We start from the raw sequence: 15,601 nt of genomic DNA, 5'->3' as shown, positions 1-15,601 counted from the left end.
AAAATTTTGCATAGGCTAGGTGTTAAATTCGAATAATAAATAATAAAGTTAAAATATTTGTAGCACAAATATTAAAATAATTTTTAATATGTACGTTGTAAAAGTGTTGCTATTTACTAATTATTAGTATTTTTCCCCTAATAATCGGATATGTGTTAAAATCCTTTTGAAGAAAATCTTAAAATTTGTATTCAATTTCTTAAAAAAATTAACGATTGCAGGTAAAAAGACTATTTTTTGCTCTCTTAATAGGGGCAAGTTTTTCCGCTTTTTCGCAGAAAAAATTAGAAATTGTAGAAACTTTGTTAGCCGAAAATAAAATTCTTCACGCGAAGGATTTTTTAAAAGAGAATTATGCTGATTCAGAATATGGAAAACTCTATTTGGGGGATATTAATAGCCATCTGAAACAATGGGATAGTGCTATAAGTTATTATGAGGAATTGTTGGAGTTAAAACCAGATTGCGCACTTTATAATTTTAAACTAGGCGGTGCTCTTGGGATGAAAGCTATGGAAATAAGTAAGTTCCAGGCTGCATTTTTAATTCCAGATATTAAAAAGTATCTGGAAAAAGCGGTAAGTTTAGATCCTAATCATGTAGAAAGTCATCGAGCTTTATCACAATTATATCTTGAATTGCCTTCGATGCTAGGAGGTGATTTTGAAAAAGCCTTATCTCATGCCAAAAAAATAAAGCAGCTAAGCAGGTTGGACTACTGCATTGCTATGACTTTTATTTATGCTTATAAAGATAATACTGTGACTGCTGGAGATTTTATAAATAAAGCTATACAGGAGGCAAAGAAAGATCCCTCTTTATTAATTAGGAACTACCTATATTTTGAATTAGCTCAGGAGGCTGTGCGCTTTCAGGTGGCTTCTTCAGAAGTTGATGAGTTAATGGCAAAGTTTGTAAAAGGATTTAATTATCTGGATCTTAAAACACCTGCCGAAGCTTATCTTAAATTAGCACAACTTTCAAAAAAACGAGGAAATAAGATAGGAGCTAAAAAATATATTACAAAATCTTTGGAATATGATGCTGAAGCCGAGGTTGCTTTAGAACTTCAGGAAGATATTAAGGATATGTAATGTATAGCTTCTCTTTTAATACAGCAATAATTACATTTGCTGAAAATCGATATAATGAACATTCATTTTATAGCTATTGGCGGGAGTGCGATGCATGCTTTAGCCATAGCACTACATAAAAAAGGTTTTAAAGTTGCTGGAAGTGATGATGCTATTTTTGAACCGTCTAAATCTGCCCTTGAAAAATCCGGGATTTTGCCATCAAATCCTGGTTGGTTTCCAGAAAAAATTACTCGCGATCTCGATGCCGTGATCCTTGGTATGCATGCCAAGAAAGATAATCCTGAACTTCTCAAAGCCCAGGAATTAGGTATAAAAATATATTCCTATCCAGAGTTTATCTTCGAGCAATGCAAGACAAAAACCCGAGTGGTAGTTGGTGGTTCTCATGGTAAAACGACAATTACCAGTATGATTTTGCATGTAATGCATTATCACGATCGGCAGGTAGATTATATGGTTGGGGCACAATTAGAAGGATTAGAGAATACTATTCAGCTTAATGATGATAATGATTTTATTGTCATTGAAGGGGATGAATATTTATCCTCAGCTATAGATCTCCGACCAAAATTTCATCTTTATGAACCTAATATAGCATTGCTAAGCGGTATTGCCTGGGATCATATTAACGTATTTCCTACCTATGAAGATTATATAGAGCAGTTTAGGATTTTTGTAAGCAAGATAGTTAATGGTGGTATACTGGTATATAATGAAGAGGAACCCGAATTAAAGAAGATTGTTGAAAATAGCACTAATCCTATTCGAAAACATCCTTACCATACTCCCGAATATTACATAGAGGATGGTGAGACAATTTTGGTGACACCAGAAGGGGATATGCCTTTAGAGATTTTTGGAAAGCATAATCTTAGTAATCTTGCAGGAGCTAAATGGGTTTGCCAGCATATGGGGGTAGATGAGGAAGATTTTTATGAGGCTATAGCAAGCTTCAAAGGAGCTTCAAAAAGACTTCAGAAAATTAAGGAATCTGGTGATTTTATCGTTTTTAAGGATTTTGCCCATAGCCCTTCTAAAGTAAACGCCAGTTTGAAAGCAGTAAAGGAACAGTTCCAGGGTAAAAAAATAATTGCTTGTTTAGAGCTTCATACCTTTAGTAGCTTGAACCAAGATTTTATTACTGAATATAAAAATTCACTTGATGCAGCAGATGAAGCTATTGTTTTTTACTCTTTGGAAGCCGTAACTCATAAAAATTTGAAGCCTATTTCTTCTGCGATTATAACATCTGTTTTTGGAAGAGACGATCTAAGAATTATTACTGAAACGGCAGATTTAGAAAATTACCTTAAAACATCGAATTTCGATAATTCAGTCTTACTTTTTATGAGTAGCGGAAATTACGGAGGAATAGATTTAGAGCGACTGGTAAACGAATTATAAAATTAATTGGTGAAAAATCTTTATTGCTCTCGTAATCTATTGTATTTTAATGGTATGGAAGAGCAATCAAAAGGCTTGAGTATTAAAAAGTGGGCTATAGACGATAGGCCTCGGGAAAAATTACTTAAAAAGGGGAAGCTTGCTTTAAGTGACTCTGAATTAATAGCTATTTTAATAGGTTCTGGTAATCGTAAAGAAACCGCAGTAGAGCTTAGTAAACGAATTTTAGCAGCTACCCAAAATAATCTTAGCGAATTAGGGAAACTTTCTGTTGGCCAGCTTTGTAAGTTTAAAGGAATTGGAGAAGCGAAAGCAATTACTATAATCGCTGCTTTAGAGCTTGGTCGAAGAAGACGTTTAGAAAGTGCCTTAGAAAGAATCAAAATCACATCAAGCAGATCTGTTTTTGAATTAATGCAGCCCTTAATTGGTGAATTACCACACGAGGAATTTTGGATTATTTATTTAAATAATTCCAATAAGGTGATTGATAAGCTTCAACTCAGTAAAGGTGGAATTACAGGAACATTAGTAGATGTAAGGCTTACGATGAAAAAGGCTTTAGAGCTTGGAGCCGTTGCTATAATCCTTGCGCACAATCATCCTTCCGGAACTTTAAAACCTAGTATAGCTGATAAGAATTTAACCCAAAAACTAAAGATTGCTTCAGAAAGTCTGGATATAAAAGTGCTGGATCATATAATTGTAACTGAAATGTCCTATTTTAGCTTTGCAGACGAAGCGATCTTATAAAACTACCCTCAATGCTACTGGTCTACACCCAAAAAGTTACTCCGAGAATTATCTATATCTTTAAGCATATCTGTACTAATATGCTTGGGATTCAGATAAAGTTTACTTCTAAAATCGAGGAATTTGTAGCGCATGACGGTTTTAAAATGTCTTACGGCAAGCAAGCTTTGGGAAATGAATTTTTTATTCAGAATACCGATATTTTATTAGAGCATGGTTTTGGGGAATTAGAGATAAAAGTACAGCCATGGGGTAATACCGTTTGTTTCTTTCCCGTTAGCGAAAATAGTGATTTGCCTTTCGATATTTTTGCGGCCTCCTTTTATTTACTTACCCGTTACGAAGAATATCTGCCACATGTAAAAGATGAAGCGGGCAGATTTCCGGTTTCAGAAAGTCTTGCCTATAAAGAGAGTTTTTTAAAAACTCCGGTTGTAGATCTCTGGGCACAGAATTTTAAAAAGGTTTTAAGGGATAAATTCCCAGAGATGGAATTTAAAAATGCCCAGTTTCAGGTAGAAAGTATTTTTGCGGTAGCACAAGGATTTGTGTTTAATAATAAAGGGATTATTAGAAGTGTGGTTGGTTGGGGCAATGATCTTATGAAGTTACATTTTCATCGTTTTTTTGATCGTGTAAAATCCTGGATGAAGATAAAGAAAGATCCTTTTGATGTTTTTGATGATTTAGTCTCCCTTATAAAAAAGCATTCAATTTCAGCAATCTTCATGTTTAAGGTATCCGACTTTACTTTGTATGATAGGAATATAAATTATAACAGGATCCCATATCGATCTAATATAAAATATGTTTCAGATTATGCTAAAATCGGTTTGCTGTTAGGGCATTATTCTTCACAAACTTTAAAAGTACTTAAGACAGAAAAATTCCGTTTAGAAAATATTATCCATTATCCATTAGAAAATGTTTTAAATGCCCGTTATGATTTAGGAATTCCAGAACATTTTAATACCCTGGCAGAATTGGAATTTGACAACGATTACTCTATGGGCTATCCAGACGATCTGGGTTTTAGGGCGGGAACTAGTTTTTCTTATTTGTTTTATGATATTAATTTAGAAATTACCAGTCCGCTTAAAATACACCCTTATATTTTTAATTCTAATGTGGGAAAAAAATATGGTTCTGAAGAATTGAAAAAGGAAATCGCTAAAATTCATGAAAGGGTCAAAGAAGTAGACGGAACTTTTAGGGCGATTTTTAAGAATGAGGATTTTTCTGAATATTACAATAATAAAAGATATTATTCACTATTAAAGCAGATTCATGAAATTGAATAATATAGCACATGTTTTTTTTGATTTGGACCATACCTTATGGGATTTCGATAAAAACTCGGCGCTTACTTTCGAATATATTTTTAAACTGAATCAAATTGATCTGGACCTTCCACGGTTTTTGGAAATTTATATTCCTATCAATTATGAATATTGGGAGAATTATCGAAAAAATCTGGTGTCTAAAGAAAAATTGCGTTACGGTAGATTAAAAGATTCTTTTGTGGCGCTTTCCTATCAGGTTGAAGACGTAATGGTAAATAAATTAGCTAACGATTATATTCTTTATCTTTCTGAATATAATCATCTATTGGAAGGCGGAATAGAAGCATTAGATTATCTTTCTAAAAAATATAAGCTTCATATTATTACTAACGGATTTGAAGAAGTTCAGCATAGAAAACTGAAGAACTCTAATATCCTAAGCTATTTTGATACCATCACTACTTCTGAGGAAGCAGGAGTAAAAAAGCCACACCCTGATATTTTTGATATCTCCTTAAGAAAAGCAAATGCAATACCGCAAACATCAGTAATGATAGGTGATAATTATGAAGCTGATATTATTGGTGCTGCCGATTTTGGTTTGCAGACGATTTATTTTGACTATTACAATAAGTCGACCTATAATGATGTTATAGGTTTGAATAATTTAAAAAATATTAATCTGTATCTCTAATTTAGGTAATACAAGCCATATTTGTTATTTTACACCGATTTTTAAATACTTATAATTATGAAAAAACTTTTAGTTTTATTCGCGATATTCTTTACGGTAATTACTTATGGGCAAAAAAGTGTTAACGATTATAAATATGTAATCGTACCTGAAAAGTTTGAATTTGCCAAAGAGAAAAATCAGTATCAGCTTAATGCATTGACCAAATTTTTATTAGAAAAATATGGCTTTTCAACCGTAATGAAAAGCGCAGAAAAGCCGGCAGAACTGCAATCTAATAATTGTCTGGCACTGGAAGCTGATGTTCAGAATAATTCAGGACTGTTTGTTACTAAGATGGTTTTTCAGCTAAAAGATTGTTATGGGAATGTGGTGTATGCTTCGGAAGAGGGTAGGAGTAGAGAGAAGGACTATAAAAAAGCTTATCATGAAGCTTTAAGAGATGCTTTTACCTCTTTAGAGGATCTAAATTATACATATAGCGAAGACCCAATAGTTGCCGAAACTCCAAAAAAAGAATCAGTAGCAGTTTCTAGTACCACTGAAGCGACCAATGCAGCAGAGAAAGAAGTTGAAGACGTTGAGCAAAATGAAATGGACGTAGAAGATGCTACTATAGGAGCAACTAAAGGTAAGTTTTATACCAATGACAAGGCTCTTTATTTTTTAGAAGAAAACGAATCGGGTTACGGTTTTTATCAAAAAGGAATGGCAGAACCTTTTGCCATGCTCATAGATTCAGATGGATCGGATAATTTTATTTATAACTCCCTAACAAAACAGGGGATGGCTTATTTCGCCGATAACGGGGATCTTGTTGTGGAAATTTTTGATCGTCAGGCCGGTAAGTCTGTTAAAACGACATATAAACTTCAGCATTAGTAATTGTATTTACCAGACCAACGTTTCTTAAGAAATTCGCGCTGTGAGTTTTCTCTGGAATTATTTCCCGGTTCGTAGAGAATGGTATTTCGAATCTCGTCCGGTAAAAATTCAGCTTTAACAAAATTGCCTTCATAGCTATGGGCATATTTGTAATTTTCACCATAGCCTAAATCTTTCATTAGTTTTGTTGGAGCGTTTCTAATTTCCAGGGGTACTGGTAAATTGCCGGTTTTTTTAACCAGGCTCAAAGCTTTACCAATCGCTTCGTACGCCGCATTGCTCTTTGGCGAGGTGGCCAGGTAAGTAGCACATTGGCTTAATATAATCCGGGCTTCAGGGTAACCAATGGTGTTTACAGCCTGGAAGGTATTATTGGCAATAACCAAAGCAGTAGGGTTAGCATTACCAATGTCTTCGCTGGCTAAAATAAGCATTCTTCTTGCGATAAATTTTACATCTTCACCACCTTCAATCATTCGGGCTAACCAATATACCGCTCCATTAGGATCACTACCCCGAATGGATTTTATGAATGCTGAAATGATATCATAATGCTGTTCCCCGGTTTTATCGTAAAGCACAGTGTTTTGTTGTACTTTTTCAAAAACCATATCATTCGTAATTTCAGTGCCTTCATCGCTGGAGTTTACCAGTAACTCAAAGATGTTTAACAATTTTCTGGCATCACCACCACTGAGTCTTAAAATAGCCTCGGTTTCCTTTAATTTGATATTTTTAGAAGCAATTATTTTATCTTCTTTCATTGCCCTGTTTAGCAATGCGATTAGATCTTCTTTAGAAAAGGGTTTTAAAACATATACCTGGCATCTGGAAAGCAAAGCCGAGATGACCTCGAAACTTGGATTTTCAGTAGTAGCACCAATTAAGGTAACCCAGCCTTTTTCTACCGCTCCTAATAGGGAGTCTTGTTGTGATTTACTAAAGCGGTGAATCTCATCGATAAATAGAATCGGACTTTTTGTCGTGAATAATCCATCGCTTCGCTTCGCCTTCTCAATAACTTCACGTACATCTTTTACTCCACTACTAATTGCACTTAAAGTGAAAAAAGGTCGATCTGATTCGTTGGCAATAATATTAGCTAGAGTTGTCTTGCCAACACCTGGAGGTCCCCAAAAAATCATGGAAGGGATAATACCTCGCTTAATTTGTTGGCGTAAAGCACCTTTTTCGCCAATAAGGTGCGTCTGACTCAAATACTGGTCTAATGTTTTTGGTCGAAGTCTCTCTGCTAATGGCTCATTCATTTTGCAAATGTAAAAATTAGAATGACAAAATCTCTGTTAAGTGATATTGGTTATTTTTTTGTAGTATTATTTTAAATCTTTTAAGTGTGAATCGAAAAACTGATTTTAATTTTACCCCGGGTGTAGTGGGCTATCCTGTGCTGTTTATCCTTGCTATCTGGATTGTTTTTTGGATAGAAGTTCGATTTGGGGTAAATTTTAATTATTTGGGGATTTTTCCCAGAAAGCTTAGTGGCTTGTTGGGTATTATTTTTTCACCTTTTATTCATAGTGGAATAAAACATTTATTCAATAATACTATACCGCTTTTTGTGCTTTCAATGGCACTCTTTTATTTCTATAAAAGTATTAGCTGGAAGGTTTTAGGATATGGTTTTTTATTCACTGGCTTTATTACCTGGTTAATAGCAAGACCTGCTTATCATATAGGGGCCAGTGGAATTATTTATTTACTGGCTTCATTTTTATTTTTTAAGGGAATTTTCTCCAAATATTATCGATTAGTTGCGCTTTCGCTAATGGTCGTTTTTCTCTATGGGGGATTGTTATGGTATGTTACGCCGATCGATCCTGAAATTTCATGGGAGGGACATCTTTCTGGGTTAATTGTGGGCTTATTTTTTGCGTTTATTTTTAAAAAAAATATAGCAGAACCTCCTAAATATATATGGGAGCATCCTGATTATGATGAAGAAGAGGATGACTTTATGCGGCATTTCGATGAACATGGGAATTTTATAGAAAAACTACCCGATGAAATTACTGAAGATGAGCAGGAGGATAAGATCGAAATCAATTATATCTATAAAGAGCAAAAAAATAAGAAAGATTAAATGCGTTTTGGACTACTTCATAGAAAAAAGGGTTGCAGGCTACAGAAACATTTAAGGATGCATTTTCAGTGTGATGAAGGGTATGTTTAGCTTTTTGATCGCTGATTTATTAGGATAGGATATGGAGGGACTATTTTGGCTTAAGCTCAATAATGATTAGTATAGGCTTTTTAAAGTCGATATTGTTGATTATTCATTAGTTTTTTCTGTAGCGGCAACGTTTTGAATTCCTGTCTACTGAATATAAAAAACGGTATCTTTAATATGATCGCTTTTACAGATAAGGGAGGATAAGTGCGGTTCCCGCTGAAGTTTTTGCGGTCTCTATATTACCCAACATTTTCTGGAATAATAGTCGTATCTGCGCTATATCACTTTGTCGTTCTGAATTTTCAATATTTTCTCTGTTTCTCAATATAGCTATCTATTGTATTTCGAATATTCCAAATCGAAAGTATATTATTTAATAACTTTTATGAAATCAAAAAGAAGAGTAGTTAAACTCTTCTTTTTAATACAGTTGTTTCTGAAAAAGTATTTATAGTGATAGATAATATTCTACAAGGGGAACCATATCTTCAGGTGAATCTATATCGATGTTATTAGTTTTAATGTACTTTGATAATTGATCTTTCTTGTCTTTATATACTTTCAGTAAAGATTTTTCTTTAAGTTTTACTTCTTCATATTTCTTGTTTTTATTTAATATGTAATATTTCGTATCCATGTCATACTCACCAGTTTTTGTATTGTTCTGGCTACTTGTCCATCCATTTGCGTTAGGATCATCGAATTCTTTTTCATACTCAATAATAACTGCTTTGGACGGGGGAGAAACCAATTGATAATACCTTTCTTCATTCTTCTCTTTGTCAAAAGCATTCCCTTCAATTTTAGCAAAGATTACATCACCTTCTTCAGATTTAATTATAAATCCTACAAATTTTGCATCTAACATTTTAAGGGTCTGTCCCGATCCCGCATCCTTATAAACTAGGGAATTGCCATAAGCATCATAGTTTATCTTTTGTGGTGTTGTGGTCTCGCCATTCTCATAAACGCCATAGCCTACTTTGAATTCGTTCATTAAAAATGGAGTAGAATTCCTATTGCTTCTCATAACTTTTACACCGTCGGCAAGATTAGAAGATCCCAGGCTTGTTTGAGCAGTCATTAGAGAAGAAAGTGAAGAAATAAATATAGCGTATACTGCAAAAGTTTTTATTTTTTTCATTATTCGTAGATTAGTGATGAATGTGTTCTAAAATAAAAAAAAACCAGCTAAGTGGCTGGTTTTTAATTGTTAAATAAAATTTATTTAAAAATCCAAAGTTTTGTATTTAACAGATCTGGTCCTTGGGCTTCTATCGCATCATTATAATTTTGTTCGTTTACAGATTGTGCTGTAGCCGGATATCCATCTCTGTCTGGAATGTCTGTTGCATTACTCAATAGATCTTCAGGAGCGGTTAGCTCTTTTTCGTAACCGGCAGCTAACATTCTTCTCCATTCTGCCCAAGAGTCATATCCCTGTAAGTAAAGAGCAACCCATTTTTCATAGCCTATAGATTCCAAACCTGTATATGGATTGGACGCGATATAAGCATTTGCAGCAGAGTCAGAAACTCTCCATTGAGCCATAGAAGCTGCTATTGCATCTTCGTATAAACTTGATGCATCTTCAGAAGTCCATCCTAATGCAGCGGCTTCAGCTCTAGCAAATAAGACCTCTGCATATGTAAACATATATAGTGGAGCTTGCATATTATTAATTATATCTTGAGTAATGAATGAGTAACTATCTGTGTCAGAGTTAGATTTTCCGTAAGGAGCTCCAACAAAAGTACCGCTGTTTAATGCAGGTTCTGCCATTTTAGCTAGTCTGGGATCTTCAGGAGTGGTGGAGTTTCCAGATCCTATCAGAGCATTTACAAAAACATCACTAACTAAATAATCTCTACGGAAACTTGGAGCATAAAACCTATCTTCCCAGGGGTTATCATTATTTTCATCACCTAAGTAAGGGTAAAAAAAGTTTTCTGTATTCGAAGTGATTACGTTACCGAGAGCTTCGTTGAATTTAGTTTTTCCTAATGTAGGATCTGCTTCAGAAAGTCTTAAGCCCATAACCATTTTGAGAGTTTGCCCAAATTGTTCCCATCTTGTCATATCTCCTCCAAATAAGTAATCTCCATTGGGACCACTACCAGCTTCAATCATTCCTAAAGCGGAATCAAGTTCTGCAAAAAGCCCTTTGTAGATTTCTTCCTGAGAATCATAAACAGGAAATTGATTACCCAATCCTCCTAAAGCTTCTGTATAAGGGAGTCTGCCCCAACGGTTCGTCATTCCCTGAAATATATAAACTCTTAATATAGTAGCTACAGCTATTTGGTTTGCATTTGATGCATCACTGGCAGATACTTCTTCTTTAGTTTCCTCATTTGTATTGAGTGCAATTATTCTATTTAAATCGGTTAAAACGCCATACCAGTATTCATATGACCAATTTAGTGTTTGATATCTGGATTCTTCGTCATACTGCCCATTTGATAAGTATTGAACATATAGATTTGGAGTCGTGGCAGCTACGTAATTTGAAACTGCACCTTCGACATTTGATAGTAAAATACTTGGTGAAGCGCTTGTTGGTTCATTTGGGTTTTCGTTTAATGATCCAAATTCGGCTGTTTCGCAGGCAGTAAGAGACATTACTGCTGCTGAAAGCATAACTATCGATTTTTTTATTCTTGTTTTCATGCTTTAAATTTTTAAAATGTTAGACTAATGTTTAGTCCGATAGTTCTTGTGTTAGGAGATTGTCCTCCTTCTGTCCATCCGTACTCTCCTGCTCCTTGGTTATCCTCTAATTCGGATACGTCAATTCCATCAACAGATGTATAAATTAACCAAAGGTTGGTCGCAAATACACCTATGTTTGCCTGTTTGATAAAGGTATTTTCAAGCACATTTTTAGGAATAGTATAGTCTAACCTTGCTTGTCTTAATTTGAAATAAGATGCATCATATAACCATCTTTCATGTAATGCAAATAATCTACCCCAGTATGTTTGGGCTTCTACTAGGTATGAAACAGGCTCCCCTGTGTTGCTGTCTACACCTTCGATCAAGATACCACCTGAGTCTGTATCTGCATCTGCAAGAGCTACCGATGCACCCCCACCTGTTACTGGATCTCTTTGAGGATTTCCTAAGGCATTGTTTCCTATTGTCTCTGCACCTAATCCAGAGTATGCATTAAACATTCTGGTTACAGAGAAAAGTTTTCCTCCTTTTTGGAAGTCGAAATCTAAACCTAAACTAAAGTTTTTAAACGTCATGTAACTTGAAGCACCACCAGTAAAATCTGGAAGAAGGTTACCTAAGTACTGATTTGTGTCGTATTGTGGTGATCCAGTTGAAGATAAAAGAATATTTCCATTATCATCTCGCTGATATGCTCTACCATAAATAGCGCCCCATTCTTCACCCGTTCTTTCTTGTAGCTGAATTCCACGCCAAGTTTCAGCTAACACATTTGTAGTTGTACCATCGGCAATTTTATCTACAGTTCTTTCAAGTGTTGCTAAGTTTGCAGTAAGATCCCAAGTGAAATTATCTGTTTTAATAGGTATTACATTCAAAGCAAATTCCCAACCTTTATACGTCTGCTCACCAGAGTTGGTTAAGAATGAGTTATATCCGGTTGCAGGATCTAGGGTAACTGCAACTGGTAGTTCAGAATCTTTCTTAGTGAAGTAAGTTACATCTAAACCAAACCTACTATTTAGGAATCTAAGTTCAGTACCAAATTCATATTCTTGTCTAACACCTCCAATTAAATTTGGATTGAATAACTGTGATTTTACAGAAAGTTTACCATAACTAGCATAAGGTGTACCAACACTAAAGGTTTCTGAAAGCTGATAAGGATTTGGGAAAAGAGGAGCTTCAGCTATACTAGCTCTTAATTTACCAAAACTAAGGAAATCATTGTTTTCTAATAACTTACTGAATATGAAACTTAAAGATCCACCATAAGTTTCAACTCGATTCGCTTCTGAGTCTGCGGTAGATTGCCAGTCAAAACGAGCAGTTCCATCTATATATAACATATTTCTAAAACCTATAGAAGCTTTTGCAAAAGTGGATTTTCTAGCAAAATCTTCTACATAACTGGAAACATCTGGTCTGCCTGTTGAGGTGTTCAGGCTATAAAAACCTTCAGCGTTTAATCCTCCTGTAGTACTTGCATAAATGCTTTTGTAGTTTTGGTCGTAAATTTCAAATCCTAAACTAGCGCTAATGTCGAAATCTTCAGATAAGTCGGTTTCATAATTTAAAATACCAAATACTTCATCAGTACCTTTAGTATTTTCGCTTTCGGAATAAAAAGGAGTCCCTAAACCTCCAAAAGCAAATCTGTCTGAGCTCTCGTAAGTATTTAGCGTTTTTCTGATCTCTACACTGGCATTTAAGTCATCAGTTATATCGTATGTTAAGCCAAATCTTCCGTAGAATGAATTTTTATCCTGGGGATTTAAATTCTCTTCGGTATCGAAAAAAGGCATGTCCCAATATAGCGGAGAAGTGTTTGTTGGACCGTTAATGTTCCAAGAAACAATTTCTCCATTTCGCCTATAATCTCTTAGACGATCGATATCTAATTGTCTTTGCCACCATTGGTTAAAGTTAGAGGCAATATTTCCGTATCCGTTGTTTGGGAAATTATTAGTTCTTCTATCTTGATAGTTTACGTTTGCAAAAGCAACAAGCTTTTCTGTAATGTCTAAAGTAGCTGAAATAGATCCTTGAACGGTATTTCGTTCTGAGTTTGGAATAATTCCAGTTCTGTCGATTTTAGCTAAGGATGCTCTTACAGAGTAACCTTCTCCCCCTTTAGAAAAGGTAAGATTAGTGTTTGTTGTGATTCCTGTATCAAAGAAATCTCTAACATTATCAGGCTGAGGTGTAAAAGCTCTTAATTTACCGAATTCTGGTGTATTTGGAATCCAAGAATCCCAATGTCTTACCATTTGACCTTCCATCTTAGGCCCCCAACTCTCATCAGCATAATACTCCACCATTTGTTGACCGTCAAAAGAAGCCCAATCTGATGGGTGAATGGAAGGATCGTAATTAAAAGTGTTAAAGTCCTGAGAGTATCCGCCACCGTATTCATTTTGGTAATCAGGTAAGATATATAAACTTTCTATAGCAGTACTGTGATTGATAGTAATATTACTTTGCCCATTTTTCGCACTTTTTGTTGTAATAATGATTACCCCATTTTGCCCTTGAGGCCCATATAAAGCAGTAGCGGCGGCACCTTTAAGTACAGACATGTCTGCAATATCATCTGTAATAATATCTGAAGGATTCTGTACCTTTATGTTGTCTACTATGTAAAGGACACCCGTGTTACCACGTAACCGGATATTGGAGTTACCAAAACCAGAACTGGGTGCTCCTTTAAACTGAACACCTGCTACTTTACCCGCTAAAGCATTGTTAACATTGGTCTCTCTGGATTTCACCAGACTACCTCCATCAACGGTTTGTTGAGCGTAACCTAAACTTTGCTTATCTCTTTTAATACCAAGAGCGGTAACTACAACTTCACTTAGTTGTGATGCATCTTCTTCAAGTGTTACATCTATTGTAGAAACATTTGAAACGGGATACTCAGCCGTTTTTAAACCAATAAAAGAGAACACCAAAATGTCGCCCTCTGTTGCGTCGATAGAATAAACTCCATCAAAATCTGTTTGAACTCCGTTGTCAGTACCTTTTACGATAACATTAACACCTGGGATGGGCAAGCCATCAGAATCGGTAACCGTACCGGTTATGGTGTTTTGTTGGTAGGCAAGAGCTACCTGTGATACCAGTGTTAAAAGAAACACCAGTAGAATCATAGTTTTTTTCTTCATTTTTAAAAATTGTTTGAATTAGCCGTTTCAAAAATGATAATAAAAAGTTAAGAAAGCAATAATAAAGTCTCTACATATGTTAAAATTTATGTTAATTCTGTTTTATTTTAGATATAACTGTTTTTTTATTAAATATTATGTTGATCATATGTGAAAAAACGGAGATAAATACAACCTAAAAATAATGTGTTTTTAAATTTTAATAATTTTATCTAAAAATATCATAAAAGTTTAATGATAATTCGTTTTAGCTTTTTTGATAGGGAGTTTTTTTCTAAAGTTTTTCAATTTTAATATTAACCGTAGTCTTTTGAAGTTCACCCTTTCGTGGTTTTTCGAACGATTTTTTTAGCTATCTATTTTTATAGATTAAGAAATCCGAATCAGTTATTATCTAACAAGAGTGCTCCATGACCATTCAACTTATTTCGTCTTTATAAATGGGATAGATGTGTATAAAAAAATTGTGAATCAATTCTTTTTATAAATTGTTATGACGTTTTCTATTTAGAAATGGGATGATGAAAAATACCAAAACGTATATAGACATATCTAATTCTAATAGATTTGTATGTCATTTTGATGAGCATAGAAGTTTATAGAAAGAATTACCCGATGAAGCTTATGAAAACGGGCTGGAAGATAAGGTCGAAATCAATTTTATGATTATAGGGAGAAGATTTAGATTCGTTGTCGAACTACTTCATATAAAAAAGCACCACAGGCAACAGAAACATTTAAGGAGGCAATTTCGCCATGCATAGGTAATTTAGCTTTATGGTCTATCGTTTTTAGGATAGATGGGGAGATTCCTTTGGCTTCATTTCCCATAATGATTGCCGTAGGCTTTTTGAAGTCTATATTGTAAATTAAATTATCGGTTTTTTCGGTAGCCGCTACGGTTTGAATCCCACTAGACTGCAGGTAAAAAACGGCATCTTTTATATGATTGACTTTACAGATAGGGATATTAAATACTGCACCGGCTGAAGTTTTTACAGTATCAGCGTTTATAGGAGCCGCGCCTTTCTCTGGAATAATGATGGCATCTACTCCGCAGCATTCTGCCGTTCTGATAATCGCTCCAAAATTACGTACATCATTTATTTGATCTAAGAGTAAAAAAAAGGGAACTTCTTTTTTAGCTAATATAGGTTCTACAGTTTCTTCAAGTCCTTTAAAAGCGATTGGACTTATTTTAGCGACAACGCCCTGATGATTGCCTTTGCTAAGTTTGTAGAGTTTTTCTTGCGGAACATAAGAAATGTTGTAATTTCCTTTAGATAAAGTTCTTTTTAATTCTGAAAAAAGCTCACCAGAAAGCCCTTTTTGAATAAATATTTTATCAATACTCTCTCCGCTTTCAATAGCTTCAATAACTGCTCTTATTCCAAAAATTGTTGTAGCTTCTTTCATAATGCAAAAATACTTTAATTTCTGTAGGCATAGAA

13 protein-coding genes are annotated in these 15,601 nt (G+C 34.6%); 7 read left to right on the top strand and 6 right to left on the bottom strand.

Annotation, left to right across the window (positions count from 1 at the left end; all coding sequences use genetic code 11):
• Positions 1–215 precede the first annotated feature (215 nt).
• Genes ZPR_RS18435 through ZPR_RS22695 form a run of 6 tightly spaced genes read left to right on the top strand, consistent with a single transcriptional unit; the run spans position 216 to position 6,113 of the window.
• Positions 216–1,094: a tetratricopeptide repeat protein gene (locus ZPR_RS18435; RefSeq protein ID WP_013073284.1), complete on the top strand. Its 879-nt coding sequence runs from the start codon at positions 216–218 to the stop codon at positions 1,092–1,094.
• 54 nt (positions 1,095–1,148) lie between these two features.
• A complete protein-coding gene (locus tag ZPR_RS18430) occupies positions 1,149–2,501 on the top strand; it encodes a UDP-N-acetylmuramate--L-alanine ligase (RefSeq protein WP_013073283.1) in 1,353 nt (450 codons plus the stop codon).
• Positions 2,502–2,555: 54 nt separating this feature from the next.
• Positions 2,556–3,254 (top strand): RadC family protein, encoded by a 699-nt coding sequence (radC, locus tag ZPR_RS18425; protein ID WP_013073282.1) that lies wholly within the window; start codon positions 2,556–2,558, stop codon positions 3,252–3,254.
• An 11-nt stretch (positions 3,255–3,265) separates the two neighbouring features.
• Positions 3,266–4,555, top strand: a complete 1,290-nt coding sequence (locus ZPR_RS18420) for a polysaccharide deacetylase family protein (protein WP_041579084.1) — start codon at positions 3,266–3,268, stop codon at positions 4,553–4,555.
• Positions 4,542–5,231: a YjjG family noncanonical pyrimidine nucleotidase gene (locus ZPR_RS18415; protein ID WP_013073280.1), complete on the top strand. Its 690-nt coding sequence runs from the start codon at positions 4,542–4,544 to the stop codon at positions 5,229–5,231. Before ZPR_RS18420 ends, ZPR_RS18415 begins: the two co-directional genes overlap by 14 nt.
• Before the next feature lie 57 nt (positions 5,232–5,288).
• Positions 5,289–6,113 carry a hypothetical protein gene (locus ZPR_RS22695; protein ID WP_013073279.1) on the top strand — a complete coding sequence of 275 codons (825 nt, stop codon included), beginning with the start codon at positions 5,289–5,291 and terminating at the stop codon, positions 6,111–6,113.
• Here ZPR_RS22695 and ZPR_RS18405 read toward each other — a convergent pair.
• Complete coding sequence (locus ZPR_RS18405; protein ID WP_013073278.1) at positions 6,110–7,384, bottom strand: replication-associated recombination protein A; 1,275 nt, start codon at positions 7,382–7,384, stop codon at positions 6,110–6,112. The two genes, ZPR_RS22695 and ZPR_RS18405, sit on opposite strands and share 4 nt — an antisense overlap.
• 86 nt (positions 7,385–7,470) lie before the next feature.
• Between ZPR_RS18405 and ZPR_RS18400 the strand changes: the two genes are divergently transcribed.
• Complete coding sequence (locus ZPR_RS18400) at positions 7,471–8,217, top strand: rhomboid family intramembrane serine protease (protein ID WP_013073277.1); 747 nt, start codon at positions 7,471–7,473, stop codon at positions 8,215–8,217.
• 274 nt (positions 8,218–8,491) lie between these two features.
• Here ZPR_RS18400 and ZPR_RS23485 read toward each other — a convergent pair whose 3' ends face one another.
• The 5 genes from ZPR_RS23485 to rlmB form a co-directional block, all read right to left on the bottom strand.
• A complete protein-coding gene (locus ZPR_RS23485; RefSeq protein ID WP_013073276.1) occupies positions 8,492–8,632 on the bottom strand; it encodes a hypothetical protein in 141 nt (46 codons plus the stop codon).
• Positions 8,633–8,755: 123 nt separating this feature from the next.
• Complete coding sequence (locus ZPR_RS18395) at positions 8,756–9,451, bottom strand: hypothetical protein (protein ID WP_013073275.1); 696 nt, start codon at positions 9,449–9,451, stop codon at positions 8,756–8,758.
• Between the two features lie 80 nt (positions 9,452–9,531).
• Positions 9,532–10,977 carry a SusD/RagB family nutrient-binding outer membrane lipoprotein gene (locus ZPR_RS18390; RefSeq protein WP_013073274.1) on the bottom strand — a complete coding sequence of 482 codons (1,446 nt, stop codon included), beginning with the start codon at positions 10,975–10,977 and terminating at the stop codon, positions 9,532–9,534.
• Between the two features lie 11 nt (positions 10,978–10,988).
• Complete coding sequence (locus tag ZPR_RS18385) at positions 10,989–14,150, bottom strand: SusC/RagA family TonB-linked outer membrane protein (protein ID WP_013073273.1); 3,162 nt, start codon at positions 14,148–14,150, stop codon at positions 10,989–10,991.
• 681 nt (positions 14,151–14,831) lie between these two features.
• Positions 14,832–15,566: a 23S rRNA (guanosine(2251)-2'-O)-methyltransferase RlmB gene (gene rlmB / locus ZPR_RS18380; protein WP_013073272.1), complete on the bottom strand. Its 735-nt coding sequence runs from the start codon at positions 15,564–15,566 to the stop codon at positions 14,832–14,834.
• Between the last annotated feature and the right edge of the window lie 35 nt (positions 15,567–15,601).

It is taken from the genome of Zunongwangia profunda SM-A87 (genome assembly GCF_000023465.1).
GTDB lineage: Bacteria > Bacteroidota > Bacteroidia > Flavobacteriales > Flavobacteriaceae > Zunongwangia > Zunongwangia profunda.
The sequence above is the reverse complement of the archived record's forward strand: the minus strand, read 5'-3'. Positions and strand labels throughout refer to the sequence as shown.